Below are 23,286 nucleotides of genomic sequence, written 5' to 3' on the forward strand. Positions count from 1 at the left end.
CCCTGCGCCTGCTCGTCGAAGGCGTCCACTTGGCGGCGCACCTACGCGACGAATAGCCCCTAACCCCGCAACAAAAAAGCGTCGGCCTTCCGGCCGACGCGCTTCGCAAGTTTTGGGTAAGGACAAGCTCAACTTAGTTGAGCGGGGCTTCTGCTTTTGCTGTCAATGAGGGCTACACTTACTTGAGCCGCATGTCCTCAATGATGGTCTGGATTTTCTCCCCGGCTAGGCGGTCGGCCAAGTCGAAGTCCACGGCCGATTCCAGGGGCTGCTTCACGCTGAAGTAGAACTTGATTTTAGGCTCCGTGCCGCTGGGGCGGGCCGAAATCTTGCTGCCGTCTTCGAGAATGAACTGGAGCACGTTGCTGCTTTCAAGGCCGGTTTCAGTTTCGAGGCCGGTGCGCAGGTCCTTGATTTTACCGGTTTTGTAGTCGCGCAGCTCCACCACGGGCTGGCCGGCAATGGTAGCGGGCGGCGTGGCGCGCAAATCGCGCATCATCTCCTGGATTTCCTCGGCCCCGCGCTGGCCCTTCTTGGTGATGGAAATCAGGTGCTCCTTGTAGAAGCCGTACTGCAGGTACATGGCCACCATTTCCTGATACAGCGAGTGGCCCTGGTCCTTGGCCACGGCGGCCATTTCGGCCAGCAGGGCGCAGGCGGAAATGGCGTCCTTGTCGCGCACGAAGTCGCCGATCATGTAGCCGTAGCTTTCCTCGCCGCCGCCAATGTAGTTCTGCTGGCCCTCCAGCTCCCGGATGATGCCGGCAATGTACTTGAAGCCGGTCAGCGTCTGGTAGGCCTGCACGCCCTGGGCGCGGGCAATGTCGCCGAGCACGTCGCTGGTCACGATGGTGTAGACGATGAAGTCCTGGTCGGTCATCTTGCCGGCCTGCTTGCGGGCCGAGAGCAGGTAGTGGGTGAGCAGGGCGGCCGTCTGGTTGCCGTTGATGAGCACCCACTCGCCGGCGTTGTTTTTCAGGGCAATGCCCACGCGGTCGGAGTCGGGGTCGGTGGCCAGCACGAGGTCGGCGTCGAGGTGCTGGGCCTGGTCGAGGGCCATCTGCATGGCCACTTTCTCTTCGGGGTTGGGCGAGAGCACGGTGGGGAAGTTGCCGTCGGGCGTGGCCTGGGCTTCCACAATATGCACGTTATCGAACCCGAGCTGGGAGAGGGCCGCCGGCACCAGCGTGATGCCCGTGCCGTGCAGGGGCGTAAACACGATTTTCAGATCGTGCTGGCGCTGCACGGCGGCCGGGTTGATGCTCAGTTGCCTGACCTGGGCCAGGTAAGCGGCGTCGATTTCGGCACCCACCATATGAATGCGCGCCGGCTCGGGCCGGAACTTCACGTCCTGCACCGACTGAATGCTTTCCACCTCCCGGATGATGTTCTGGTCGTGGGGGGCTACTACCTGGGCGCCGTCGTTCCAGTACACCTTGAAGCCGTTGTACTCCTTGGGGTTGTGCGAGGCCGTGACCACGCAGCCGCTCTGGCAGCCCAGGTACCGGATGGCAAACGACAGCTCGGGCGTGGGCCGCAGGGCATCAAACAAGAACACCGTAATACCATTGGCCGAGAAGATGTCGGCGGCGATACGCGCGAATTCGGGGCTGTTGTTGCGCGAGTCGTGGGCAATGGCCACCTTGATTTCCTGGCCGGGAAACTGCTGAAGCAGGTAGTTGCTCAGGCCCTGGGTAGCCATACCCAGCGTGTAGCGGTTCATGCGGTTGGAGCCCGCGCCCATCACACCGCGCAGCCCGCCGGTGCCAAACTCCAGGTTGCGGTAAAACGCGTCGGAAAGCTGCTCGTCCTGGTTGCCGGCCAGCAGGTCCCGGATTTCAGCCTGCGTGGACGCGTCGTAGTCGTTGGTCAGCCAGGTGTTGATTTTGCTTTGCAGGTTGGGAGAAAGAGCCATTATGATAGAAGTGAGATGGAGAACAGGACGCAGGACGAAGATAGAAACGAGAGGGGAGTACGGAAAAACGAGAGCTGAGCGGTAAGAACGTCATTCAGAGCGAAGCGAAGAATCTCGCGTGCTAATCGTAGGGTGGTTCCCAACAACTGTACGCGAGATTCTTCGCTTCGCTCTGAATGACCTTCTATTTCATAAATACGCCGTCAGCGTCTCATCTCTCACTTCTCTGTACTCACTTCGGAAATTACAGGTTGCCGCGCAACTCCTGCTCGCGCTCAATGGCCTCGAACAGGGCCTTGAAGTTGCCCTTGCCGAAGCTCTTGGCGCCTTTGCGCTGGATGATTTCGTAGAACACGGTGGGCCGGTCTTCCACGGGCTTCGTGAAAATCTGGAGCAGGTAGCCTTCCTCGTCGCGGTCCACGAGCAGGTTCAGGTCGCGGATGCTGTCGAGGTCCTCGTCGATGTGGCCCACGCGCTCGAGCAGGTCGTCGTAGTAGGTGTTGGGCACGTTGAGGAACTCCACGCCGCGGCGGCGCAGCTCCGTCACGGTCGCGCGGATGTCGTGGGTGAGCAGGGCCATGTGCTGCACGCCGGGGCCGTGGTAGAAGTCGAGGTACTCCTCAATCTGGCTTTTCTTCTTGCCTTCGGCGGGCTCGTTGATGGGGAATTTCACGAAGCCGTTGCCGTTGCTGACCACCTTGCTCATCAGGGCCGAATACTCGGTCGAGATGTCGTCGTCGTCAAACGTAATGAGCAGCTTGAAGCCCAGCACGTCCTCGTAGAACTTCACCCACTGGTTCATCTCGCCCCAGCCCACGTTGCCCACGCAGTGGTCTACGTACTGCAGGCCCACGGGCGCGCCCTGCGGAATGCCGCTGCTGCGGGCCACGAACCCGGGCAGGAAGGGGCCGCTGTACTGGCTGCGCTCCACGAAAGTGTGCACCGTTTCGCCGTAGGTGTAAATGCCGGCCAGCGTCACGGAGCCGTGCTCGTCCTCGATGGTGTAGGGCTCGAAGGCCACTTTGGCGCCGCGCTTGGTGGTTTCCTCGAACGATTTGCGGGCGTCGTCCACCCACAGGGCCATTACCTTCACGCCGTCGCCGTGCTGGGCCACGTGGCGGGTAATGTCGGAGTCGGGCAGGAGGGAGGTGGTGAGCACCAGCCGGATTTTGTTTTGCTGGAGCACGTAGCTGGCCCGGTCGCGCACGCCGGTTTCGGGGCCGGCGTAGGCTACCAGCTCGAAGCCGAAGGCCGCCTGGTAAAAGTAGGCCGACTGCTTGGCGTTGCCGACGTAGAACTCGAGGTAGTCGGTGCCGTTGAGGGGCAGAAAATCGTGGGCGGGGTGGGCCTGCACGGCCGGTGAGGTCATGGTTTGCATAGTGGGTGGAAAGCGGGGGGCGGAGGAATAAAATGCGTCTGGTAAAAATACTGGTTTCAGCTAAATGATTCCGTTTCTGGTCAATTTGTTAGCGTTTGCGAGCCAAACCTGCCCGGTTTTCGTACGTGAGCTGCGGGGAAAAGACGTGCGAAACTGCCGAATCCTCCCCACCTTTGCATCTGAACCCCTTGCCTTAGCCTTATGAATTCGGAAGAGCTGAACCGCGCCCTCGTAACTATCATCGAAAAGAAAGCCGAGCTCCACAAGCTCACCTACGATGATGCCCGCTACGACGACGTAGAAGAAGAACTCCACGACCTCGAAGACGATTTCAACGACGAATACGGCGCTTTCCTGGAAGCGGCCCTGGAGAAAGTCCACGACGCGCTCAGCTCCGATACCGACGTGCTGCTGCCCACCGCCTACCTGCCCGCCAACACCAGCGGCAAGCCCGGCCCCAAGGAAGGCGTCTGGATCGACTCGGAGAAATACTCCGGCAAGGAAGCCCGCCTGACCCTGGTACCCGGCCCCGTGCGCCTGTTGCTCACGGTGGGCAAATCGGTGCAGGAGGAGGTCTGGAAAGCGTAGCTTTTCAGTTAAAAAGTAAAAGTGAAAAGTCAAAAATGGGAGCTGGCGGCTAGGTCGTCGGCTCCCGTTTTTCGTACCGCGCAGCCTTGGCTTCGCGTATCGTTTACCGACAAGCTTAGTCGGTTGCAGCGAGTCTTTGCTCCGCTACGCGAAGCAAAGGCTTCACGCTACTGCAACGTTCAGCCATTTTTAATTTTTAATTCCCCTCCCTTGATCTACCGCATCGCTCAGCCGGCCGACTGGCAGCAGGCCTGCCAAACCGGCTTTTTCGCCAGTGCCGACCTGCAAGCCGAGGGCTTTATTCATGCCTCCGAGCTGGCTCAGGTGCTGGAAACGGCCCGCCTCTACTACCGCGCCAGTCCCGGCGCCGTGCTGCTGGAGCTGGATGAGGCCGCGCTGGCCGCGGCCCATGTGCGGGTGGAGCGGGAGTGGGCCGCCGGGCGGCAGGCCTGGTTTCCCCACATCTTCGGCCCGATTCCGCTGGCGGCCGTGTCGCGCAGCTGGCCATTGCCGGTAGATGCGGAGGGAAATGCGCAGCTGCCGCCGGAACTGCGGTAGCGCAAAGTAGCTGTAGGGGCCAGCACTTCTCCCAGCCGCCTGGCCAAGTTGGCAGGTGAATGACCCGTTGGGTTGATACGCAAAAGAGGCCCTTCCCGGTGAAGGGAAGGGCCTCTTTTGCGATGAACGAAATTCGGGTTACTTGATGGCCACCGGGATTTCCAGGTTTTCCCAGCGCAGCACCAGGCCCTTGGGCGTCACGTCGTAGAGGAGCTTCTCGGTGGGGGCAGCGGCCTTTTTCGGCGTTACGCTCACGCGCAGCGCGTCCTGCTTGGCGTCGTACTTGTAGGCGCCCCACTGTTTGGCGGTTTTGTTGAAAATCACCGTCCACTCCTTTTCGGTGGGAATGGCAAACAGGCTGTAGGTGCCGGCGGGCAGCGTCTTGCCTTCCACTTGCAGGGGCTGGTCGGTGGTGAAGGTGGTGGCCTCGTTGGCGCCGGCGCGCCACACTTCGTTGTAAGGCACCAGCTGGCCCCACACCGGGCGACCCTTCACCGAAGGGCTGCTGTAAGCTACCGTTACGGTGGCCTTACCGATTTTACCGGTGGCCGTGGCGGCCGGGCTGGCCGGCGGAGCTTTCTGGTCCTGGGCGAAACCCGGCGCGGCACTCAAAACGGCCAGCACCAGCAGCAAGAGGCTAAAAAAGCGGAATTGTTTCATGGGAAGTAGGTAAGGAGTGTGGGAAAAAGAAGTGGCCGGCGCCGGAAAGTTGCAGCTAAGCCGCCAGCCCTGCGAATTGTTTCCGCTTCCGGTTAAGAAAGGCGGTGGCCCGGACTTCAGTCCGGTGCCCGACCAGGCATAACGTGCCATCAGCCGGGCGCCGGACGAAAAGCCGGGCCACATGCTTTATATGAGTTCGGCCAGCTCGAGCCAGCGCAGCTCTTTTTCTTCCAGCTCTTTGCTGAGGGCACCCAGGCGGGCTCCCCAGGTGGCAAAATCGTCGGCGCTGCCAATGCCGCCGTTGAGCTTGCCGTTGAGGTCCTGCTTTTCGGCTTCCAGGGCGGCCATCTGCTTTTCCAGCTGCTCGTACTCCTTTTTCTCGGCGAAGGAAGCCTTGCGCCTGGCGGGCTCGGGGGCGGCCGGGGCGGCTACCGGGGCCGGGGCGGCCACGGCTACTTTGGCGGCGGCGCGGGCCGCTTTGGCGGCTTTTTCCTCGGCCTCCAGGGCGGCCTCGGTTTCGCGCTCGGCCAGGTACTGGCGGTAGTCGGTGTAGTTGCCGGGGAAGTTGAGCACGGCCCCGCCGGGTTCGAGCACGAACAGGTGCTCGGCCAGTTGGTCGAGGAAGTACCGGTCGTGGCTGACGATGAGCAGGCAGCCGGTGAAGTGGAGCAGGAAGTCTTCCAGGATGTTGAGCGTGGCCAGGTCCAGGTCGTTGGTCGGCTCGTCGAGAATCAGGAAGTTGGGGTTCTTGATGAGTACCCGCAGCAGCTGGAGGCGGCGCTTTTCGCCCCCGCTGAGCTTGCTGACCAGCGTGTATTGCTGGGCCGGCGGGAACAGGAACAAGCTCAGGAACTGACTGGCCGTGAGCACGTCGCCGTTGGCCAGCTCCACCACTTCGGCCACCTCCTTCACAATGTCAATCACCCGCTGCGAGGGGTCGAATTCGAGCTCCGTCTGAGTGTAGTAGCCGAACACGGTGGTCTGGCCCACCTCGATGGTGCCGGAATCGGGCTGGAGCTTGCCCGTGAGCATGTTCAGCAGCGTGGACTTGCCCGCGCCGTTGGGCCCCACCAGGCCGATGCGGTCCTTCTTCTTGAACACGTAGCTGAAATCGTCCAGCACCACGTTGTCGCCGAACTGCTTGTTGAGGTGGCTGGCCTCGATGATTTTGCCGCCCTGGCGGGTAGTTTTCACGCTCAGCTCAATCTGCTGCTTGCTCAGGTTGGTGCTGGCCTTCTCCTTGGTGATGTAGAAGGCGTCGATGCGGGCCTTTTGCTTGGTGCCGCGGGCCTGGGGCATGCGGCGCATCCATTCCAGCTCCTTCTTGAACAGCTGGCGGGCTTTCTCCACTTCGGTGGCCTGGCGCATCTCGCGGTCGGCCTTTTTCTCCACGAAGTAGGCGTAGTTGCCCTGGTAGCGGTACATCTGGCCCTGGTCGAGCTCCACGATTTCGTTGGCCACGCTGTCGAGGAAGTACCGGTCGTGGGTGACCATGAGCAGCGTCAGGCTGGGGGAGGAGAGCCGGTTTTCGAGCCACTCGATGGTGGCCAGGTCCAGGTGGTTGGTGGGTTCGTCGAGTAGCAGCACGTCGGGCTCCTCAATCAGCACCCGGGCCAGGGCCACGCGCTTGCGCTGCCCGCCCGAGAGCTGGCTGACGTTGCGCGTAAGCAGCTCGCCCAGAATGCCGAGGCGGGAGAGAATCTGCTGGACCTGGGCCTCGTAGTCCCAGGCGTTGAGCGCGTCCATGCGTTCGAGCACCCGCTGCAAGTCGTCGGATTTGTGGTCGGGGGCGTTCACCACGTGCTCGTACTCCTTGATGGCCTTGAGCGTGTCGTTCTGGCTGGCGAAGATGGTTTCCTCCACCGTCATCGACTCATCGAAGACGGGTTGCTGGCCCAGGTAGGTCACGCGGATGCCCTTGCGCACGCTCACCGAGCCGGTATCGGGGGCTTCGAGGCCCGCCAGAATCTTCATCAGGGTGGTTTTGCCGGTGCCGTTGATGCCCACAAAGGCCACGCGCTGGCCCTGGAGCAAGCCAAAATTCAGGTCCCGGAACAGCCACCGGTCGGCGTAATTCTTCGAAAGGTTCTCAGCGGATAGCAAGTTCATGCCGCAAAGATACGCGTGGTGAAATGGTGAAGTGGTGAAATGGTGAGTTTGATGTGCGGAAGGCGCGAGTTGCCCTCATGGTGCCGGCCGCGCCAACAGGACTAATAGAACCTCAAACTCACCATTTCACCACCTCGCCACTTCACCTTTAAATCACCCGCACCAGGTCGCGGTGGGTATCGTCGCGCAGGATTTCGAGGCCTTTGTAGGCCAGGGGGCGGCCGGTGTTGTGGGTCAGGGCGTCGCCTTCGTAGAGGTGGGCCACGTCGAGCACCAGCTGGGTGTATTGGCGCTCCCCCAGCTCAATGGCAACGGGGCGGCCGAGGCTGGAGTCGAAGGTGGCCAGGGCCTGGTCAATTTCTTCCAGAATCTTGCTCATAGCTCAGAAGGACGGTATGCGGGGGAAATATAGAAAGATACGCGGATTTGTAGCCATGCACCGCCCTTGCTGCCCGGCCACGGATCTGTTTGCGGGCCGGTCGCCACACTGGCTCCACCTCCCCGCGTCCGGCTTGCCGGGGGCCGCCCCTGCTTCCCGGTAAGCCGGACGCGGGGCGCTGCGTACCCTATTTTTATTTTCTTCGTGCATAGGGTACACAGTTGTACCTTATGCACGAAGAAAATAAAAATAGGGTACACAATGCCCCACAAAGCGGCCCCGGCTGCTCCGTTGGCGGGAGCGGCCGGGGCCGTTTGATTACGTTCTGAAGCCCTGCCGCCGGGCGTACCGGGCACGCAGCAGCAGTAGCAGCAGGCGCTTACTTCTTGAGCATCTTCAGCAGGGCTTCGGCGGCCGGCTCCGAGGAGGCGGGGTTCTGGCCCGTGATGAGGTTATCGGCCTGGGTTACGTAAGGAGCCCAGTCGGCACCTTTCGAGTAGTGGCCGCCGTTGGCTTTCAGCATGTCTTCCACCAGGAAAGGCACCACGTTGGTCAGCTGCACGGCTTCTTCCTCGGTGTTCGTGAAACCGGCCACCGCTTTGCCTTTCACCAGGGGCTCGCCGTTGGCGGCCTTCACGTGGCGCAGCACGCCGGGGGCGTGGCACACGGCCGCTACGGGCTTGCCGGCGGCGTACATGGTTTCAATCAGCTCGATGGACTTCTTGTCCTCGGCCAGATCCCAGAGCGGACCGTGGCCGCCGGGGTAGAATACGGCGTCGTAGTCGGCGGCCGAAACCGAGTCCAGCTTCACGGTCGAAGCCAGGGCCTGCTGGGCCGCGTCGTCGGATTTGAAGCGCTTGGTGGCGTCGGTCTGGGCGCTGGGGTCGTCGCTCTTAGGGTCGAGGGGGGGCTGGCCGCCTTTGGGCGAAGCCAGGGTCAGGGTCGCGCCGGCATCTTTAAACACGTAGTAAGGAGCGGCAAATTCTTCCAGCCAGAAGCCGGTTTTGTGGCCGGTGTTCCCGAGTTCGTCGTGTGAGGTGAGCACCATCAGAATATTCATACAAAGGGGGTTTGGGGTTGGGAAAAAGGAACGGTAAGCGAACAAGCTACAGTACGGGCGCCAGCGCGTAGCGGGCCACCTTGCGCTCGGTGAGCACGGGCACAATCTGGCCCACTACCACCTGCTGGAAGTGGTCGGAGTCGAGATGGGCCTGGAGGGCCGCGGCATCGGTGTACTGCTCGTACATGAACAGGTGAGTGGCGTCGGCGGGGTCCACGTGCACGCTGTACACGAGGTTGCCGGGCTCCAGGCGGCGCACGGCGGCAGCCGCCTGCTGCATCAGGCGCAGCACCTCGGCCTCGTGGCCGGGCTGCACGCGCCACTCGGCGGCCACGCAGATGATATTCTCGGGGTTGGCAGACATATGCGGGGAGGGGAAACCGGCCCTAGAGGGCCAGGGTCAGGATTTTTTCAACGTCGGCAATCTGCAGGTCCTGCCGCTCGCCCAGGTTTTTCACGCCCCGCTCCGTAAAGCGCTGCACAATCTGCTGGATGGTGTCGGGGCCCACTTCATAGTCGGCGAGGCGGGTTTTGATGCCCAGCTGCTCAAAGAAGCCCACCGTGGCCTGCACGGTAGCCTCGGCGCGCTCCTCGGCGGTGCCGGCCGTGATGTTCCAGACGCGCTGGCCGTACTGCACCAGCTTGTCGAGCTTGCCGGCCTGGCGGTAGCGCAGCATGGCGGGCAGCACCACGGCCAGGGTGCGGGCGTGGTCGATGCCGTGGAGGGCGGTCAGCTCGTGGGCCACGTAATGAGTGCTCCAGTCGGTGACCACGCCGGCCGCCAGCGTGCCATTGAGGGCGTTGGTGGCGCTCCACATGAAGTTGGCCATGGCGTCGTAGTCAGTCGGATTTTCGAGCACCTTGGGGCCTTCCTCCACCAGGGTCAGCAGCACGGCCTCGGCCAGGCGGTCCTGGAGCGGAGTATTCACGGGGTAGGTCAGGTACTGCTCCAGCACGTGGGTGAAGGCGTCGGCAATGCCGTTGGCAATCTGGCGCGGGGGCAGGGTAAAGCAGGTTTCGGGGTCGAGGACCGAGAATTGGGGGAACGTGAGCGGGGAGCTGAAGGCCAGCTTCTCCTGGGTCGAGACGCGGGTAATCACGGCGCCCGAGTTCATCTCGGAACCCGTGGCGGGCAGGGTGAGCACGGCCCCAAAGGGCACGGCGCTGGCTACCTTGGCCTTGCCGGCCAGAATATCCCAGGGTTCGGCGCCTTCAAAAGGCATGGCGGCGGCAATGAACTTGGTGCCATCGAGCACCGAGCCCCCGCCCACGGCCAGCAGGAAGGTCGCCTGCTCGGTCCGGCCCAGCTCCACGGCCCGCATCAGCGTTTCGTAATGGGGGTTGGCCTCGATGCCGCCGAATTCCACGGTGTCGAAGCCGGCCAGCGCCGCCTTCACCTGGTCGTACACGCCGTTTTGCTTGATGCTGCCGCCGCCGTAGGTGATGAGCACTTTGGCGCCGGCCGGAATCCGGGCCGTGAGGGCCGCAATCTGGCCGGCGCCAAACAGGATGCGGACGGGATTATAAAACTGGAAATTCTTCATGAGTCAGGGGAAAAAAGAAGCGCCGTTACGCGGGCCGGCGGCGTATGCCCGGGGCAGCCCCGCGGAGCTGCGAAAAGTGAAAGTGCGGCGGAAACGAGGCGGCGGCTAGGCCACCTTCACCACGGCCTTGCCGGTATTGTCGCCCTTGAACAAACCCAGGAAGGCGGCCGGAATCTGGTCGAAGCCCTCCGTCACGGTCTCCTCGAACCGGAGCTTGCCCTGGCTGTACCACTCCGTGAGCTGCTTCACGCCCTCGGGCCACTGGGGCAGGTAGTCGCTCACGATGAAGCCCTGGAGCCTGGTGCTGGTTTTGAGCAGCTTGCCCTCGGGCCGCGGGCCGGTGGGCACTTCCGTGGCGTTATAGGTCGAAATCTGGCCGCAGAGGGCAATGCGGGCGTGCTTGTTGAGCAGGTCGTACACGGCGTCGGTGATGGGGCCGCCCACGTTGTCGAAGTAGCAGTCCACGCCGTTGGGGGCGGCGGCGGCCAGGGCCTGGGCCACGTCGGCGGTTTTGTAGTTGATGGCCTCGTCGAAGCCGAGCTCCTTGAGGTAGGCCACTTTCTCATCGGAGCCGGCCGTACCAATCACGCGGGCGCCTTTGATTTTAGCCAGCTGGCCCACCACCGTGCCCACGGCCCCGGCCGCGCCGGACACGACTACCGTCTCGCCCTGCTGGGGCTGGCAGATGTCGAGCAGACCGAAGTAGGCCGTCAGGCCGGGCATGCCCAACAGGCCCAGGTAGTAGCTGATGGGGGCCTGGTCGGCGGGTACGCGGTTGAGCTGGGCGGCCGGGGCCACGCTGTACTGCTGCCAGGGCAGGTTACCCACCACGATGCTGCCCACCGGCAGCTTCGCATCCTGGCTTTCCACCACCTCGGCCACCACGCCGCCCGCAATGGGCTGGCCCACCTCGAAGGGCGCCACGTACGATTTGGCGCTGCTCATCCGGCCCCGCATGTAGGGGTCCACGCTTACGTAGCGGGTTTTGAGCAGCACTTCGCCGCTTTTGAGAGCGGGCAGCTCGCGGGTTTCAAACTGAAACTGGGCTTCGGTGGGCTCGCCCTGGGGGCGGCTGGCTAGCAGGATGGTGTTGGTTTTCATGGTGTTGAGGTAGGAGTTGGGATTTGGCTGCCGGTTAAGGCAGACAGCAAGAACAGATTGGCCTGTCAGCGCGGCTGTAGCTCCGCTGACAGGCCGTTCAGATTCGCGGGCTACGGACGGAAGTCCGGGCCACAAGCGGGCAACCTACGCCGCGTGGGTGGTCGTGGTCAGGTTGACTTCAATGTTGTTGCGGGTGGCGCGGGAGTAGGGGCAGATGCCGTGGGCGGCTTCTACCAGCTGCTCGGCCTGGGCCTGCTCGAAGCCGGGCAGGTTCACGTGCAGATCAGCCGAAATGCCGTACCCGCCGTCCTCGGCCTGGCCGAAGCCGATGAGGGCTTCCACCGTCACGTCCTGGAGCTTCACGCCGGCCTGACGGGCGGCTACGCCGAGAGCACCTTCGAAGCAGGCAGCATAGCCGGCCGCAAACAGCTGCTCGGGGTTGGTAGCGCCGGCTTTGCCGGGGCCGCCCATTTCCTTGGGCGTGCTCAGCGTGAGGTTCAGCACGTCGTTGCTGGTGGTAATGGCGCCGTCGCGGCCGCCTTTGGCTTTGGCCTGGGCCGTGAATACTTTGTTGGTCAGCTTCATCTGGAAAAAAGAAAAGTGGAAGAGGAAAAAGTAAGAGGAGAAAAAAGTAACCGGCTTACTGGAGCCGGAGGAGTAACTGGTTGAGCTGGGTACGCAGGGCTTCAAATTCGGCTTCCGGCATTTCGAGGCGGTTAAAGAGCTGCTCCGGAATCCGGCAGGCCGGCTGGCGCAGGGCCGCCCCGGCCGGCAGCAACCCGATAATGACGGAACGCTCATCGCGCGGGTCGCGGCGCCGACTCACCCACTGCTTCTGCTCCATGCGCTTGAGCAGGGGCGTGAGCGTGCCCGAATCGAGGAGCAGGTTTTCGCCCAGGGTTTTCACCGTCAGCTCCTCGTGTTCCCAGAGCAGCAGCAGCACCAGGTACTGCGGGTAAGTGAGGCCCAGCTCCTGCAAAAACGGCTGGTAGGCCTTGGTAAGCAGGCGCGAAACGGCGTACAGCGGAAAGCACAGCTGGCTGCTGAGCTTAAGCAGAGGGTTCTGGTCGGGAGTAGAAAGGGGCTGGTTGCTCATGGTTGCTATAGTAACGGACTTGGGTTGTGGAATGTTTAATTGTGTGCAATTAAATTTTACTGAATATTGCCAGACCCTTCAGAATAAGCGGTAAAGGGCATAAAAAAAGGTCAGCCGGGACAAGCCCGACCAACCTTTCTCTGCATTCGGCGGCGAAATTACTCTAGCTGGCCTGGTAACCCTGGATGCCCCCGATGAGGTTGCGCACGTGGCTGAAGCCCTGCTGCTGCAGAAATGCCTTGGCAGAAGCCGAGCGGCTGCCGCCCTTGCAATGCACCACGACTTCCGCGTCGCGCAACTCGTCCAGGTCGTCGAGCTTGCCGGGCAGCTCGCCCAGCGGAATGTTGCGGCTGCCTTCGATGCGGCTTTCTTCGTTTTCCCAGGTTTCGCGCACGTCAATGATAATGGGGGCGGTACCCTGGCTTTGGCGGTCTTTGAGTTCGGCGGCGGTGATGTCTGTCATAGCGGAAAGGAGCGGACTTGATACAAAGAGAGAAACGGCGGGCCGCAGCCCGGACTGCAAGATTAGCAATAAACCGCGGAAAACGGGTTTACTGCCCGCTGATGGCCAGTCGTTGGGTCACAATCTGACCATCGGGCAAGGTCAGGCGCACGAAATACAGACCGGCCGGCAGAGGCAACAGCAACTCCGGCTCTCCGGCCTGACTGGCTGGCTGCTCCCACACTACGCGCCCCACTGCATCGAGCACGGCGGCGCGGGCGTAGGGGGCCGCCAGGCGCACCCGGCCGTCGGGGGTAGGGTTGGGGTAGAGACGGAGCCGGTCGGGGAGGGCGGCCGGCGTGGCGGCCGTTATGGTGCTGGTGGTTACGGGCCGCAGCAGCAGCGCCCCGGCCGGACTGTAGTTGGTGGCCGTGGTGGCCGGGCTCCAGGTGCCCTGGGTGTTAAGCAGAAAATAGCCGGCGGGCGGGGCGTTGTTCAGATCCAGCCCAAACTCCACGAACTGGGGCGTGGGAGCGTGGCCGTAGCCGGCGTAGAAGGTGCCATTCACCGGCACCGGCGCATCAAAAGCCACTTCCACGTAGTTCTGGCCCGCCGGCAGACTGGCCGGTACCGTAAAACCCTTGGTGGCCTTAGGCTGGGCGGCGGGCTGACCCTGGCCGTTATCGTCCCAGATGTTGATAGTGACAAAACGGCCCGCGGCCGTGCCCAGCACCGGGTAAAGACGAATGGCCCGCACCTGATCGGAGCGGTTGAGGTCGAAGCGCAGGGCGTAGTAGCTGGCCGGGCCGGTAGCCGCCGGGGCCAGCGAAATAGAGGCCTCGGCGGTGCCGTCGTCGTAGGCGTAGTAGTCAGTCAGGTCGGTAACGCGGCTGATAGTGTCATTGGCGAGGGTGAGCGGGGTGGTTTCGCCGGTGGAAAGCACCACCCGCTGCCGTAGCTGCTTGGCGGCCGGCGTGAGAGGCACCGTGGCCCGGCTGGGGTCACCGATGATGGGCTGCTGGCGCTCGTTGGCATCGAAGGAAATGCCGCCGTTGAGGTAGGACGAGGTGGCGCCGCCGGGCAGCACGTCGAGGTAGCCGTCCCAGGTGATGGGCGTGGGGGCGGGGCCGGCGTCGAGGTTGTTGGTGCTGGTGCTGGAGCGGGTGGCCAGTTCCTGGGCCGCGTTCTGGTTGAACTGCGCGACGGGCATGGCCGTGAACCGCTTCAGGGCGCTGCCCAGGGGCTTGCTGGTGGTAATGTCGCGGAAGGTGGAGTCGGTGGCGGTGCGGTTGCGGTCCAGGCGCACGTAATCCACGCTCCAGGCGTCGCGGGCGTTGTAGAGATAGCCGCTGACGCGGATACGGAACTGGAAATCGGCGTGGAAGTACGCGGCCTGATTCAGGGGCAGGGCCTTGAAGCGGAAGTTGGTGGTATCGGCCGGACTGGGCAGCTGCCACACTTCCTGCCAGAGGCCGCTTTGGGTTTTGAACTCCACGTACAGGGCAACGGGGCGGCTGCCGCTGGCTTCGGGCCGGCCGCGCAGGGTGCCGGCCTGCCAGAAAAAGCTCAGAAACACGTTGTCGGTCACCTGCAGGCCGCTCAGATCAATGGGCAAGGAAGTCAGCGAATCGGCATCGCCGATTCGCGACACCGCGCCCCGGGGCTGGCCGTTTTCATCGAGCCCGTCGAGGGTGACCACGTTGCGGGAAATCGGGCGGCGGGGGAAGCGGTTGTTCACCAGTCCACCCCCGCGCGGGGCCCAGCGCTGCTCATCAGGCTGGCCTTCCGGTTGGCGCGAAAAATCGTCGAAGAAGGGCAGGGTGAGGGCCGCCGGCCGGGCCGCCGTGGCGGCTGCGCGGCCGGCGGCGTGGGCTGGTTCGGAGCCCAGGGGTTGCACCACCACCTGCGCCGTGCCCAGATGCGGCAATACGCCCAGCCCCAATAACACCCCGAAAAAGCAAACAAATCGAATCATAAAGCAAGATAGCAGTTGCTGATTTGGAGCCATTGGCTGCATGAACGGGAGCTAAGAGCCAACAGCCAATGGCTAACAGCCACAATCCTCACGGCTAAAAGCACCAAAAGGTTCGTTGTTGTCCAACGAACCTTCAGGCGGTCTATTTCAGGCGCAGCTTACTCAATGCTTTTCAGGGGCTCGGAGCCGGCCACCCACAAATCCACGAGCTGGCCCATCCGGATGGTGGTGTTGGGGTCCGGCACCGGGCGCTGCTTCACCACCGTGCCCTCGGTTTCGCCGTTGCGGGCGGGCTGGTAGAAGATTTCGCCCACCTGCAGGCCCTGGCCCACCAGCAGGGTGGTAGCCTCATCGGCGGGCATATTTACGAGGTTGGGCACCGGGAACTCCTGGTTGCCCAAGCCGTCACCTACTTCCAGGTCGACGCGGGTGCCTTTGGTGATGGCCGCGCCGGCGGCTATTTCCTTGCCGTTGACCATCTGCCGCAGCACGGCGTCTTTTTGAATGTTAGGCACAAACTTGAGCTGGCCCACTACTAGGTCATAGCTTTTCAGAATCATCTGGGCATTTTTCACCGAGCCGTCGGTGAGCTTGGGCATCTTGATGACGGGCGGGTTTTTCATCGAAACCGACACGTAAATCTTGCGGCCCTCCTTCACTTTCTCACCGGCCTTGGGCTCCTGCATGAGCACGGTGCCGGGCTTGATGCTGGCGTTGTAGGTGCTGTCGTCGACGAAATAGGCCAGGTTCCGCTCGTCGAGGTAGTCCTCCAGGTCGGCCTGGTTCATGCCGGTCACCTTCGGCACCACAATGGTTTCGCCGTGGTTGGTGGTGATGGGCAGATAGACGTAGAAAAACCCGATAATCAGGGCCGCCGTGAGCACTACAATGATGAACAGGTGCTTGAGCAGGTCGGCCGGCGTATCGGAACGAAAGAAAGACATTCGTTGGGAGAAGTTAGGAGGTAGAAGCTACAGGTAGCCGACAAAGCTAGGAATAAGAAAGGGAGGGCGCAGGCCTGCTGAAATAGTTTTCATCAGCACGCGGGATTCCTCGGCAAGCTCAGCATGACCGGGCCTTTTACACCTGCGTCCTCACCTTTTCCGTGCGCTGCTTGCCGAACTCCAGAATCCGGTCGATGAAGTCGTAGGGCGTGTAGCCGGCCAGGGCCGTCTGGTGGAAGATGCAGGTGGCGGGCGTCATGCCGGGTAGGGAGTTTACCTCGATGATGATGACCTCCACGGCCCCGTTCTGGCGCACCCGCACAAACGCGTCGATGCGGGCGTAACCCTGAATGTTCAGGATTTCGGCCACCCGGCGCAGCTCCTGCTTCACTTCCTCCGACACGCGCTGGCGCTCCTGGGCCTCGGGGGCGTAGCGGGCCGGGGTGATGTTCTGGCCTTCGCCGGCCAGAAACTTCTCCTCCAGGCTCAGCACCTCGCCGGTAGCCAGGGCCTCGGAGGCCTCAAATACCTCAATCTGCAGCTGGCCGTTGGCGTCCCAGTGGGTGAGCAGGCCGCCGGTTACTTCCAGGAAGTGGGCAGCGCCGTCGCGGTCAATCAGGGTTTCCACCAGGAAGGCCTCCTTCTGCGGGAATTCTTCCTTGAAGCCCAGGCTGAGCGTGGTGGCATCGGCGGGCATGAGGTCTTCCTGGCTGCGGAAGATGAGGCGGGTGAAAGCCTCCAGCTCCGCCCGGTTCTTGATTTTCTTCACGGCCGAGGAGCAGCCGTCGTCGGCGGGCTTGGCAATGAAGGGGTAGGGGAACTGGGTTTCGAGGCTGCGGTAGAAGCTATCGGCGTCGGCGTTCCACTCCAGGCGGTTGGCCATGCGGTGCTCGGCCACGCGCAGGCCAGCTTCGCGCAGGCGCTTGTTGGTTTCGAACTTGTTGATGGTGATGCTGGAGCTTTCCACGCCCGAGCCGTTGTAGGGCAGGCCGAATTTCTCCAGCTCCCGCTGCAACGCGCCGTCCTCACCGGGGCGGCCGTGCAGGGCAATGAACACCTCGTCCACCATACCCGCCAGCTCCTCGAACGATACCCGGCGCGGCTGGGCCGTGGGCTGACCGGCGTAGGTGCTGGTGATGCCCTGGGCCTCGCGGCGGATGCGCTCCAGAATGGGGTGCAGCGCGTGGCCGGCTTCCATGTATTCCACTTTCTCGCGGATGTCGTCGGCATTGTCCTTCAGCATCACGTTGATGGGCAGCACGTAGAGGCGGAATTTCTGGCTGTTGCCGGTCAGGAACACGGGCACGGGCTCGTACTTCACCGAGGAGCTCAGCTTCTCGAAGATATTGCGCCCGCTCTCCACCGAAATGTGCCGCTCTGAGGAGTAGCCGCCCATAATCACGGCCACTTTGGTGCGGGTGCGCTCCTCCGAGGCCCGGGCCGCTACGGCCGCATCCAGCTGCGCCAGCAGGCCCGCCAGCTTCACCGGCCGCAGCCCCCCGCGCCGCCGCGCCGCCAAGGAGGTGCGGATCAGGAACGTGAGGAACTGGCTGGGGTTAAGCCCAATTTCGGCCGCCTGGTGGAAGAAGAACGAAGCCGGCAGCATGCCCGACGTCGTGTTGGGGTCGTTGAGGAATAGTTGAGTTGTTGGTTGTTGGTTGTTGGTTGTCAGGTTCGGATCACTGGCAACTGACAACTGAGCACTGGCAACTGACGAAATAAACCCATCCAAACGGGCGTATACCTGGAAGCCAAAGGTGCGGAACATTTCCTCGCAGGCCTCGCGGATGCGCTGAATATCGGCCTCAGGCAAATCAATGGGCGTGACTTTGCGGGAGAGGCCGGGCAGGTACTTCGAGCGGTAGTCGAACATTTCCTCGCCCTTCACAATCTCCGTGGGCGGCAAAGCCAGCGGCTGGCCGTCGGCGTCTTCTACCACGATGCAGGAAAACTCGCGGCCCTGCACGAAGCTCTCCACCAGCACCTGAGTTTCGCCTTCCACGCTGGTCAGGCGCACGGCTTCGGCCGTCTGCAGCCGCTCGTTCAGGGCGCGCAGTAGCTCTTCGGGCTGGTAAATGAGGGTTGTTGGTTGCTGGTTGTCAGTTGTCAGATCAACTGTGCCGAAACCAGCATCACTGTGGCCTGACAACTGAGAACCAACAACCAACAACTCCAACACCACCGGCAGGCCAATACCGTCGCGGATGTCCACCAGCTGCTGCAGCCACACGGTTTTCTGTTGCTCCGATAGGGCCTGCCACTCCTGTTGGGTTACGGTTTTGCGGAACAGGCTGCGCTCCACGGCGGCGGCGAATTGGGCTACGTCGGCTTCGCGCAGAATGCTGATGCCGATGCTGCTGCCCTGGCGCGGGGCCTTGAACACCAGCGGCAGGCCCAGCTCGCGCACCAGGTAGTCGAGGGTGGCTTGCGGGTCGGCCGCGTCCCACTCTTCGGCCGTGATGAGGCGGAAATCGGGCGTGGGGCGGTTCAGGGCTTTGAGGAGCTTCTTCTGGGCAATCTTATCGATGCCGAAGGCCGAGGGCAGGATGCCGGAACCCGAGTACGGAATGCCGTACCACTCCAACAGGCCCTGAATGGCACCGTCCTCGCCGGCCGGCCCGTGCAGGGCCAGGAAGGCGAAGTCGATGAGGCCGGTCAGCTCCCGGGGCTCCACCCGGCGGCCCACTTCCGCAATAATGCGGTCCTGCTCCTCCAGGCTCAGCTCGCCCAGGCTTTCAAAATACATCTGCACCGGCAGCTCCACGGGCGGCAGCGCCGACACGGGCGGGTAAAAGTCCCGGATGGTGCCTTTGTAGATGAATTCCCAGTTGAGCAGAATGAAGTTGCCGCGGCTGTCCACAAACACGGGCACGGCCTCAAACAGCGACTTATCCAGATTATCGTACACGGTGCGGCCGCCCGCAAAGCTGATTTCCCGCTCGCGCGACGGGCCACCGAAGAAGATGCCAATTTTCATATCGGGGGCAAAGATAGGTAATGAGGGCATGGAGTGATAAGATGAAGTATGGGGTGAAGTGGGTAAAAAAGTCTGTCATCCTGAGTGCAGCGAAGGACCTTGCCCCGCTGGAACGGTCTGTTCGTGCGTGATAGGGTCCTTCGTCGCCGCTTGATGCGCGGAATGCTCAGGATGACAGTTTCTCCTTTATCCCATTCATCACCTGTCACCCCATTACCTATCTTCGCCCCAGCCAAACCCATTTCTTCTTTCCATGAAAACCCTCGATCAGTACAACTTCGCCGGCAAGCGCGCCGTGGTGCGCGTAGATTTCAACGTGCCGCTCGATAAAAGCTTCGCCATTGCCGACGATACCCGCATCCGGGCTGCTACGCCCACTATCAAGAAGATTCTGCAGGATGGCGGCTCGGTGGTGCTGCTCTCGCACCTGGGCCGGCCCAAAGGTGGCCCCGAGGACAAGTTCTCGCTCAAGCACCTGGTAGCTCGCCTGAGCCGGGAGTACGGCCAGGAAGTACAGTTTGCCGACGACGCCCTGCAGGCCGAAGAAAAAGCTCAGGCTTTGCAGCCCGGCCAGATTCTGCTGGTAGAAAACGTGCGCTTCTATGCCGAGGAAGAAAAAGGCAACGCCGAATTTGCCGCCAAGCTGGCCAAATTGGGCACGGTGTACGTGAACGACGCCTTCGGGGCGGCCCACCGCAAACACGCCTCCACCGCCGTTATTGCCGACTCGTTTGCCGCCGAGGACCGGGTGGGCGGCTACCTGCTCCAGGGCGAGCTGGATAACGCCAAAAAGGTGCTGGAAGAGGCCGAGCGCCCCTTCACCGCCATCATGGGCGGGGCCAAGATTTCCGACAAGATCCTCATCATCGAGAAGCTGCTCGACCGGGTGGACAACCTGCTCATCGGGGGCGGCATGGCCTACACGTTTGCCAAGGCCCAGGGCGGCAGCATCGGCAGCTCGCTGCTGGAAGCCGATAAAATGGACTTGGCCCTGGAACTCATCGAAAAGGCCCGGGCCAAGGGCGTGAACCTGCTGCTGCCCACCGACAGCCTCATTGCCGATAAATTCGCCAACGACGCCGAAACCAACGTAGCCGCCAATGACCAGATTCCCGAAGGCTGGCTCGGCCTCGACCTCGGCCCCGACTCTATTAAGGCGTTCAGCGAGGTGGTGCGCAACTCCAAAACCATCCTCTGGAACGGTCCCATGGGCGTGTTCGAGCTGCCCACCTTCGCCAAAGGCACCACCGCCGTGGCCCAGGCCATTGCCGACGCTACCCGCGAGCAGGGCGCCTTCAGCCTCATCGGCGGCGGCGACTCGGCGGCGGCCGTGAACCAGCTCGGTTTCGCCGACCAGGTAAGCTACATCAGCACCGGCGGCGGCGCGCTGCTGGAATACATGGAAGGCAAAGAACTGCCCGGCGTAACGGCGCTGGGGTAGCGGTGAAATAGTGAGATAGTGAAATGGTGAGTTGACGTTCGGGCAACCTGATTTTGCGCCAGTAGCGCAGGCAGGATGCCCGAACGTCAACTCACCATTTCACTATCTCACCACCTCACTTAATTCACATACGGTGTTTCCAGATCCTGGCCCATGAGCTTGACGGGCTCGAGGGAGAGGCGGCCGGTAAGGCGGGTGCTAAGGGTGCGCAGCTCCTGCTCGCTGAGTACGTGCAGGGTATGCAGCCAGTGCAGGCGGTGGAGCTGTAGTTCGATGGGCCCCAGCGGGTTTACCTGGGCGTATTCTTCGCGCAAATAGGCATGGGCGCGCAGGCGCAGGGCGTCCGTAAAAGTGGCCAGGGCGTCGCGCTGGCCGGGCCGGTCGGGTAGGGTCAGGCGGATGCGGTTGGTGGCCAGCGTCACGGTGCGGCCGAAGTAGCGCCGGACCAGATACACCCCCAGCAGCCCCAGCAGGAAACCGCCAGCGGCCACCCACAGCTCGGTAGAGAGTCCCGCCTGCTTGTTCAGTAGCCGGCTCATGCCCTGAATCAGAACCCACACCGCCACCCACATACCCGCAGGTGGAAGGCGCAAAGGGCCGGGGCGCTGGTATTCCAGGTCCACGGGCAGCAGTTCTTCATAGGGTATCTCAGTTTCCAGCCAGGCTGTGCCATTGCGTCGGCGCTGGCTCACGTAGAGGCCGTGTTGCCGGAACAACAGCCGCGTGGAACCACGCAGCAGATGCGTTTGCGAAAATTGGGGAGCAGTCATTCAGAAAAGCCGAAGCCCGCCGGGAAGGCTACGCGGCCGGAATAGCGGAAAAAGGTAGAAAAAAGAGAGGATGTACATTGCTGTACGGCAGGCAGTCGAACCGGGCTTGTCAGGAGTTGTGGGCCCCGGCTAGTGAATGGTAACCGGCGCGGGCGTGAAGCAGAGCACAAAAATAACTAGCATCAGCCAGCCCAGCACTTTCCGACCGCTGGAAAGCGGCCGCTCGTCGGGTGCGGGCGGGTGAAAGATGCCCGTGGCCCGGGCCAGCAGCAGCCCGAACAGCAGCCAGCCCGGATTGCCCTCCAGCGCCGGAAAGCCCGATGATAAGGCAATCTGCCCGAGCCAGACGGCCCCCACCAGCAGCAGGGCGCGCCGGGCCGTGGGCACGGCCCGGCGCAGCACCGCCCACAGGTAGAGGCCGTAGGGGAGGGTCCCGTAAAGCCAGGTATCAGCGTCTGAAGTCAGCGAAAACAGCCCCAGACCCGCGTAGAAGATAAACGCCACGAACAGCACCACCGACACCCGCGCCGCCCGGCGCGTCCCCAGCAGCCCGTACACGATATGCCCGCCATCGAGCTGCCCGATGGGCAGCAGATTCAGCGCCGTGAAGAACAGGGAGAAGACTCCCGCCACCAGCACCGGATAGTGAATCAGCTCATGGGGGTGCGGTAGCCGGGCCGGGTCGGCCAGCAGGGCCGCCAGGGCCTTAAACAGCAGCGGCTGCCCCAGCGTGAGGCCGCTGCCGGGCGGCTGGTTTTGGTAGACGTACTGGGCGTAAGCGGCACCGTACTGCCGGTATTCGGGGTGTATTTGAAACAGATACTCCAGGGGCGGCAGGTGGGTAAGGCCGTAGCAAAGCACGCCCACTGCCACCACAAACCCAGCCAGCGGTCCGGCCAAACCGACATCGAAAAACTCCCGCCGCGAGTATATCCGGTCCTGGATGCGGATGACGGCCCCAAAGGTGCCAAAGCCCAGCGGCAGCGGAATGAAGTAAGGCAGCGTGGCCCGGATACGGTTGTAGCGGGCCGTAAAGTAGTGGCCAAACTCGTGCACCGTGAGCACCGCCAGAAACGGCCCCGCGTACCACAGACCCGGTCGGAGGGCCGCCCAGGCCGCCGTCAGTGGTTGCCGCAGCAACTCAAATGGGAGCAGGTAGTCACTCAAAAAGGTGTTTCGGACCAGCGTAACGCCCGCCAGCGTGGTCGTCAGCAGGGTGACCAGAAAGAGCAGCAGATGCAGGCCGTAGCGCACGGGGCGGGGCCAGGGAGGGCGCTCATAGCGTCGGAAAGCTAGCCGGGCGTCGGCATCAGCTTCGGCCGCCGTAAGGGCGGAAGACTCCCGCGGAAGCAGGGGGAGGGGGGGCAGGTTCTCAGGCGGTGAAGGCACGGATGGCAGCGGGCAGGGCGTCTTGCAGCGTAAGGGGCGGCGTCAGAAACAACGTATGCAGCCCCAGCCGACGGGCTGTTTCAATATGCTGGGGACTGTCTTCAATGAACAACGTTTCTTCGGCCTTCCAGTTCATCTGCTGCAGCGCGTGCCGGAATATTTCCTCTCCCGGTTTGCGCCATCCTACTTCCTGGGAGTAAAATACCCGGTCGAGGCAATCGGCAATACCGTGCTTCAAGCCGTACTGGACGTTGAGCCGCCGGTTGATTTCCGCAATATGAATCTGGTTGGTATTGGATAACAGGGCCGTCTGGTGGCCCCGGCTCCGCAACTCAGCCAGCAAGGCCAGGCGCTCCGCCGGTACGTCCAGCAGCAGGGCGTTCCAGGCGGCGTCCAGCTCCGCATCGGTGGCCGTAAGCCCGTAGTGCTGCCGCAGCCCGGCCCTAAACTGCCCCGGATTCAGCTGCCCGGTTTCCAGCTGGTCGAAAAGCGCCGCCTGCGCTGCCTGGGTAAACTCGATGGGACTACCCAGGCGGCGCATGGCCTCCACGGTCAGGCCGTAGTCAATGTTGATGAGTACTCCCCCGAAATCAAAAAGCAGGTTAGGCAGATGATGTGGCATGCAGCTGAGTATCTGAGGCAAGGGGCAGGAAAAGCGCTTTTCCTGCCGGGTGTAATTGCAAATTCGCCCACAAAAGTCGAAGTTTGCACGGCTGAAACCAACTGCCTGATAGTTGGTAAAGGCAAGGGCCTATAGCTCAATCGGTTAGAGCAGCTGACTCATAATCAGCAGGTCACTGGTTCGATTCCAGTTGGGCCCACGCAAAATACCTCCCTAACAGCCACTCGGGTTGTTGGGGAGGTATTTGTGTTTGTGTGTCTGTCTCGCGCAGAAGTGGGGAAGCAAGCGGCGTTTGCGTACTTGATTGACGCGTCGGGGCGTAGTAATTGAGCGAAAAG

General features: G+C 62.5%; 21 protein-coding genes and 1 tRNA gene. 4 read left to right on the plus strand and 18 right to left on the minus strand.

Annotated elements, in window-relative coordinates; translation table 11 throughout:
* Positions 1–178: 178 nt before the first annotated feature.
* Positions 179–1,915, minus strand: coding sequence for a phospho-sugar mutase (locus KLP40_RS05605; RefSeq protein ID WP_215592770.1), 1,737 nt, complete (start codon positions 1,913–1,915; stop codon positions 179–181).
* A 244-nt stretch (positions 1,916–2,159) separates the two neighbouring features.
* The gene (hppD, locus tag KLP40_RS05610; RefSeq protein ID WP_215592771.1) at positions 2,160–3,293 is read right to left on the minus strand and encodes a 4-hydroxyphenylpyruvate dioxygenase; all 1,134 of its coding nucleotides are present in this window, start codon (positions 3,291–3,293) and stop codon (positions 2,160–2,162) included.
* A gap of 201 nt (positions 3,294–3,494) precedes the next feature.
* Here hppD and KLP40_RS05615 point away from each other — a divergent pair, with 201 nt between their 5' ends.
* Together KLP40_RS05615 and KLP40_RS05620 are read left to right on the plus strand one after the other, a co-directional pair.
* On the plus strand, positions 3,495–3,881 hold the full coding sequence (locus KLP40_RS05615; RefSeq protein WP_215592772.1) for a hypothetical protein: 387 nt from the start codon (positions 3,495–3,497) through the stop codon (positions 3,879–3,881).
* Between the two features lie 210 nt (positions 3,882–4,091).
* On the plus strand, positions 4,092–4,439 hold the full coding sequence (locus KLP40_RS05620) for a DUF952 domain-containing protein (RefSeq protein ID WP_215592773.1): 348 nt from the start codon (positions 4,092–4,094) through the stop codon (positions 4,437–4,439).
* Between the two features lie 138 nt (positions 4,440–4,577).
* Here the strand turns inward: KLP40_RS05620 and KLP40_RS05625 are convergent, their stop codons facing one another.
* The 13 genes from KLP40_RS05625 to KLP40_RS05685 form a co-directional block, all read right to left on the minus strand.
* Entirely contained in the window at positions 4,578–5,099 is a 522-nt protein-coding gene (locus KLP40_RS05625) for a DUF2911 domain-containing protein (protein WP_215592774.1), read from the minus strand.
* Positions 5,100–5,285: 186 nt separating this feature from the next.
* Positions 5,286–7,208: an ABC-F family ATP-binding cassette domain-containing protein gene (locus KLP40_RS05630; protein ID WP_215592775.1), complete on the minus strand. Its 1,923-nt coding sequence runs from the start codon at positions 7,206–7,208 to the stop codon at positions 5,286–5,288.
* A gap of 148 nt (positions 7,209–7,356) precedes the next feature.
* Positions 7,357–7,587 (minus strand): hypothetical protein, encoded by a 231-nt coding sequence (locus KLP40_RS05635; RefSeq protein ID WP_215592776.1) that lies wholly within the window; start codon positions 7,585–7,587, stop codon positions 7,357–7,359.
* Between the two features lie 379 nt (positions 7,588–7,966).
* Entirely contained in the window at positions 7,967–8,647 is a 681-nt protein-coding gene (locus tag KLP40_RS05640; protein ID WP_215592777.1) for a type 1 glutamine amidotransferase domain-containing protein, read from the minus strand.
* 46 nt (positions 8,648–8,693) lie between these two features.
* A complete protein-coding gene (locus KLP40_RS05645) occupies positions 8,694–9,011 on the minus strand; it encodes a putative quinol monooxygenase (protein WP_215592778.1) in 318 nt (105 codons plus the stop codon).
* Positions 9,012–9,033: 22 nt separating this feature from the next.
* A complete protein-coding gene (locus KLP40_RS05650) occupies positions 9,034–10,191 on the minus strand; it encodes an iron-containing alcohol dehydrogenase (protein WP_215592779.1) in 1,158 nt (385 codons plus the stop codon).
* Between the two features lie 105 nt (positions 10,192–10,296).
* Positions 10,297–11,292, minus strand: coding sequence for an NADP-dependent oxidoreductase (locus tag KLP40_RS05655; protein ID WP_215592780.1), 996 nt, complete (start codon positions 11,290–11,292; stop codon positions 10,297–10,299).
* A gap of 144 nt (positions 11,293–11,436) precedes the next feature.
* Positions 11,437–11,877, minus strand: coding sequence for an organic hydroperoxide resistance protein (locus KLP40_RS05660; protein WP_215592781.1), 441 nt, complete (start codon positions 11,875–11,877; stop codon positions 11,437–11,439).
* A gap of 55 nt (positions 11,878–11,932) precedes the next feature.
* On the minus strand, positions 11,933–12,388 hold the full coding sequence (locus KLP40_RS05665) for a MarR family winged helix-turn-helix transcriptional regulator (RefSeq protein ID WP_215592782.1): 456 nt from the start codon (positions 12,386–12,388) through the stop codon (positions 11,933–11,935).
* A gap of 163 nt (positions 12,389–12,551) precedes the next feature.
* Positions 12,552–12,851 carry a rhodanese-like domain-containing protein gene (locus tag KLP40_RS05670; protein WP_215592784.1) on the minus strand — a complete coding sequence of 100 codons (300 nt, stop codon included), beginning with the start codon at positions 12,849–12,851 and terminating at the stop codon, positions 12,552–12,554.
* Between the two features lie 88 nt (positions 12,852–12,939).
* On the minus strand, positions 12,940–14,805 hold the full coding sequence (locus KLP40_RS05675; RefSeq protein WP_215592785.1) for a T9SS type A sorting domain-containing protein: 1,866 nt from the start codon (positions 14,803–14,805) through the stop codon (positions 12,940–12,942).
* Positions 14,806–14,963: 158 nt separating this feature from the next.
* Complete coding sequence (locus tag KLP40_RS05680; RefSeq protein WP_215592786.1) at positions 14,964–15,749, minus strand: PASTA domain-containing protein; 786 nt, start codon at positions 15,747–15,749, stop codon at positions 14,964–14,966.
* 136 nt (positions 15,750–15,885) lie between these two features.
* Positions 15,886–18,726 carry a D-alanine--D-alanine ligase family protein gene (locus tag KLP40_RS05685; RefSeq protein WP_215593041.1) on the minus strand — a complete coding sequence of 947 codons (2,841 nt, stop codon included), beginning with the start codon at positions 18,724–18,726 and terminating at the stop codon, positions 15,886–15,888.
* A gap of 253 nt (positions 18,727–18,979) precedes the next feature.
* On the opposite strand from KLP40_RS05685, the gene KLP40_RS05690 reads away from it, so the two are divergent.
* Positions 18,980–20,167: a phosphoglycerate kinase gene (locus KLP40_RS05690; RefSeq protein WP_215592787.1), complete on the plus strand. Its 1,188-nt coding sequence runs from the start codon at positions 18,980–18,982 to the stop codon at positions 20,165–20,167.
* 119 nt (positions 20,168–20,286) lie between these two features.
* On the opposite strand, the gene KLP40_RS05695 is transcribed toward KLP40_RS05690, so the two are convergent.
* The 3 genes from KLP40_RS05695 to KLP40_RS05705 form a co-directional block, all read right to left on the minus strand.
* A complete protein-coding gene (locus KLP40_RS05695) occupies positions 20,287–20,937 on the minus strand; it encodes a hypothetical protein (protein ID WP_215592788.1) in 651 nt (216 codons plus the stop codon).
* Between the two features lie 129 nt (positions 20,938–21,066).
* A complete protein-coding gene (locus KLP40_RS05700; protein ID WP_317196751.1) occupies positions 21,067–22,326 on the minus strand; it encodes a site-2 protease family protein in 1,260 nt (419 codons plus the stop codon).
* Positions 22,310–22,948 carry an HAD family hydrolase gene (locus KLP40_RS05705; RefSeq protein WP_215592789.1) on the minus strand — a complete coding sequence of 213 codons (639 nt, stop codon included), beginning with the start codon at positions 22,946–22,948 and terminating at the stop codon, positions 22,310–22,312. The genes KLP40_RS05700 and KLP40_RS05705 overlap by 17 nt, the downstream gene beginning before the upstream one ends.
* A 125-nt stretch (positions 22,949–23,073) precedes the next feature.
* Between KLP40_RS05705 and KLP40_RS05710 the strand changes: the two genes are divergently transcribed.
* Positions 23,074–23,147: transfer RNA gene (locus KLP40_RS05710), tRNA-Ile, on the plus strand.
* The last annotated feature ends 139 nt before the right edge of the window (positions 23,148–23,286 follow it).

It is taken from the genome of Hymenobacter piscis (assembly GCF_018760735.1).
GTDB classification, from domain to species: Bacteria; Bacteroidota; Bacteroidia; order Cytophagales; family Hymenobacteraceae; genus Hymenobacter; species Hymenobacter piscis.

What these genes read in the sequence shown, in the direction of transcription:
- KLP40_RS05655 (WP_215592780.1), bottom strand. Translation starts at nt 11,292, where the DNA reads ATGAAAACCAACACCATCCTGCTAGCCAGCCGCCCCCAGGGCGAGCCC.
- KLP40_RS05660 (WP_215592781.1), bottom strand. Translation starts at nt 11,877, where the DNA reads ATGAAGCTGACCAACAAAGTATTCACGGCCCAGGCCAAAGCCAAAGGC.
- KLP40_RS05605 (WP_215592770.1), bottom strand. Translation starts at nt 1,915, where the DNA reads ATGGCTCTTTCTCCCAACCTGCAAAGCAAAATCAACACCTGGCTGACC.
- KLP40_RS05675 (WP_215592785.1), bottom strand. Translation starts at nt 14,805, where the DNA reads ATGATTCGATTTGTTTGCTTTTTCGGGGTGTTATTGGGGCTGGGCGTA.
- KLP40_RS05690 (WP_215592787.1), top strand. Translation starts at nt 18,980, where the DNA reads ATGAAAACCCTCGATCAGTACAACTTCGCCGGCAAGCGCGCCGTGGTG.
- KLP40_RS05650 (WP_215592779.1), bottom strand. Translation starts at nt 10,191, where the DNA reads ATGAAGAATTTCCAGTTTTATAATCCCGTCCGCATCCTGTTTGGCGCC.
- KLP40_RS05695 (WP_215592788.1), bottom strand. Translation starts at nt 20,937, where the DNA reads ATGACTGCTCCCCAATTTTCGCAAACGCATCTGCTGCGTGGTTCCACG.
- KLP40_RS05615 (WP_215592772.1), top strand. Translation starts at nt 3,495, where the DNA reads ATGAATTCGGAAGAGCTGAACCGCGCCCTCGTAACTATCATCGAAAAG.
- KLP40_RS05665 (WP_215592782.1), bottom strand. Translation starts at nt 12,388, where the DNA reads ATGAGCAACCAGCCCCTTTCTACTCCCGACCAGAACCCTCTGCTTAAG.
- KLP40_RS05635 (WP_215592776.1), bottom strand. Translation starts at nt 7,587, where the DNA reads ATGAGCAAGATTCTGGAAGAAATTGACCAGGCCCTGGCCACCTTCGAC.
- KLP40_RS05630 (WP_215592775.1), bottom strand. Translation starts at nt 7,208, where the DNA reads ATGAACTTGCTATCCGCTGAGAACCTTTCGAAGAATTACGCCGACCGG.
- KLP40_RS05705 (WP_215592789.1), bottom strand. Translation starts at nt 22,948, where the DNA reads ATGCCACATCATCTGCCTAACCTGCTTTTTGATTTCGGGGGAGTACTC.
- KLP40_RS05625 (WP_215592774.1), bottom strand. Translation starts at nt 5,099, where the DNA reads ATGAAACAATTCCGCTTTTTTAGCCTCTTGCTGCTGGTGCTGGCCGTT.
- KLP40_RS05670 (WP_215592784.1), bottom strand. Translation starts at nt 12,851, where the DNA reads ATGACAGACATCACCGCCGCCGAACTCAAAGACCGCCAAAGCCAGGGT.
- KLP40_RS05640 (WP_215592777.1), bottom strand. Translation starts at nt 8,647, where the DNA reads ATGAATATTCTGATGGTGCTCACCTCACACGACGAACTCGGGAACACC.
- hppD (WP_215592771.1), bottom strand. Translation starts at nt 3,293, where the DNA reads ATGCAAACCATGACCTCACCGGCCGTGCAGGCCCACCCCGCCCACGAT.
- KLP40_RS05645 (WP_215592778.1), bottom strand. Translation starts at nt 9,011, where the DNA reads ATGTCTGCCAACCCCGAGAATATCATCTGCGTGGCCGCCGAGTGGCGC.
- KLP40_RS05685 (WP_215593041.1), bottom strand. Translation starts at nt 18,726, where the DNA reads ATGAAAATTGGCATCTTCTTCGGTGGCCCGTCGCGCGAGCGGGAAATC.
- KLP40_RS05680 (WP_215592786.1), bottom strand. Translation starts at nt 15,749, where the DNA reads ATGTCTTTCTTTCGTTCCGATACGCCGGCCGACCTGCTCAAGCACCTG.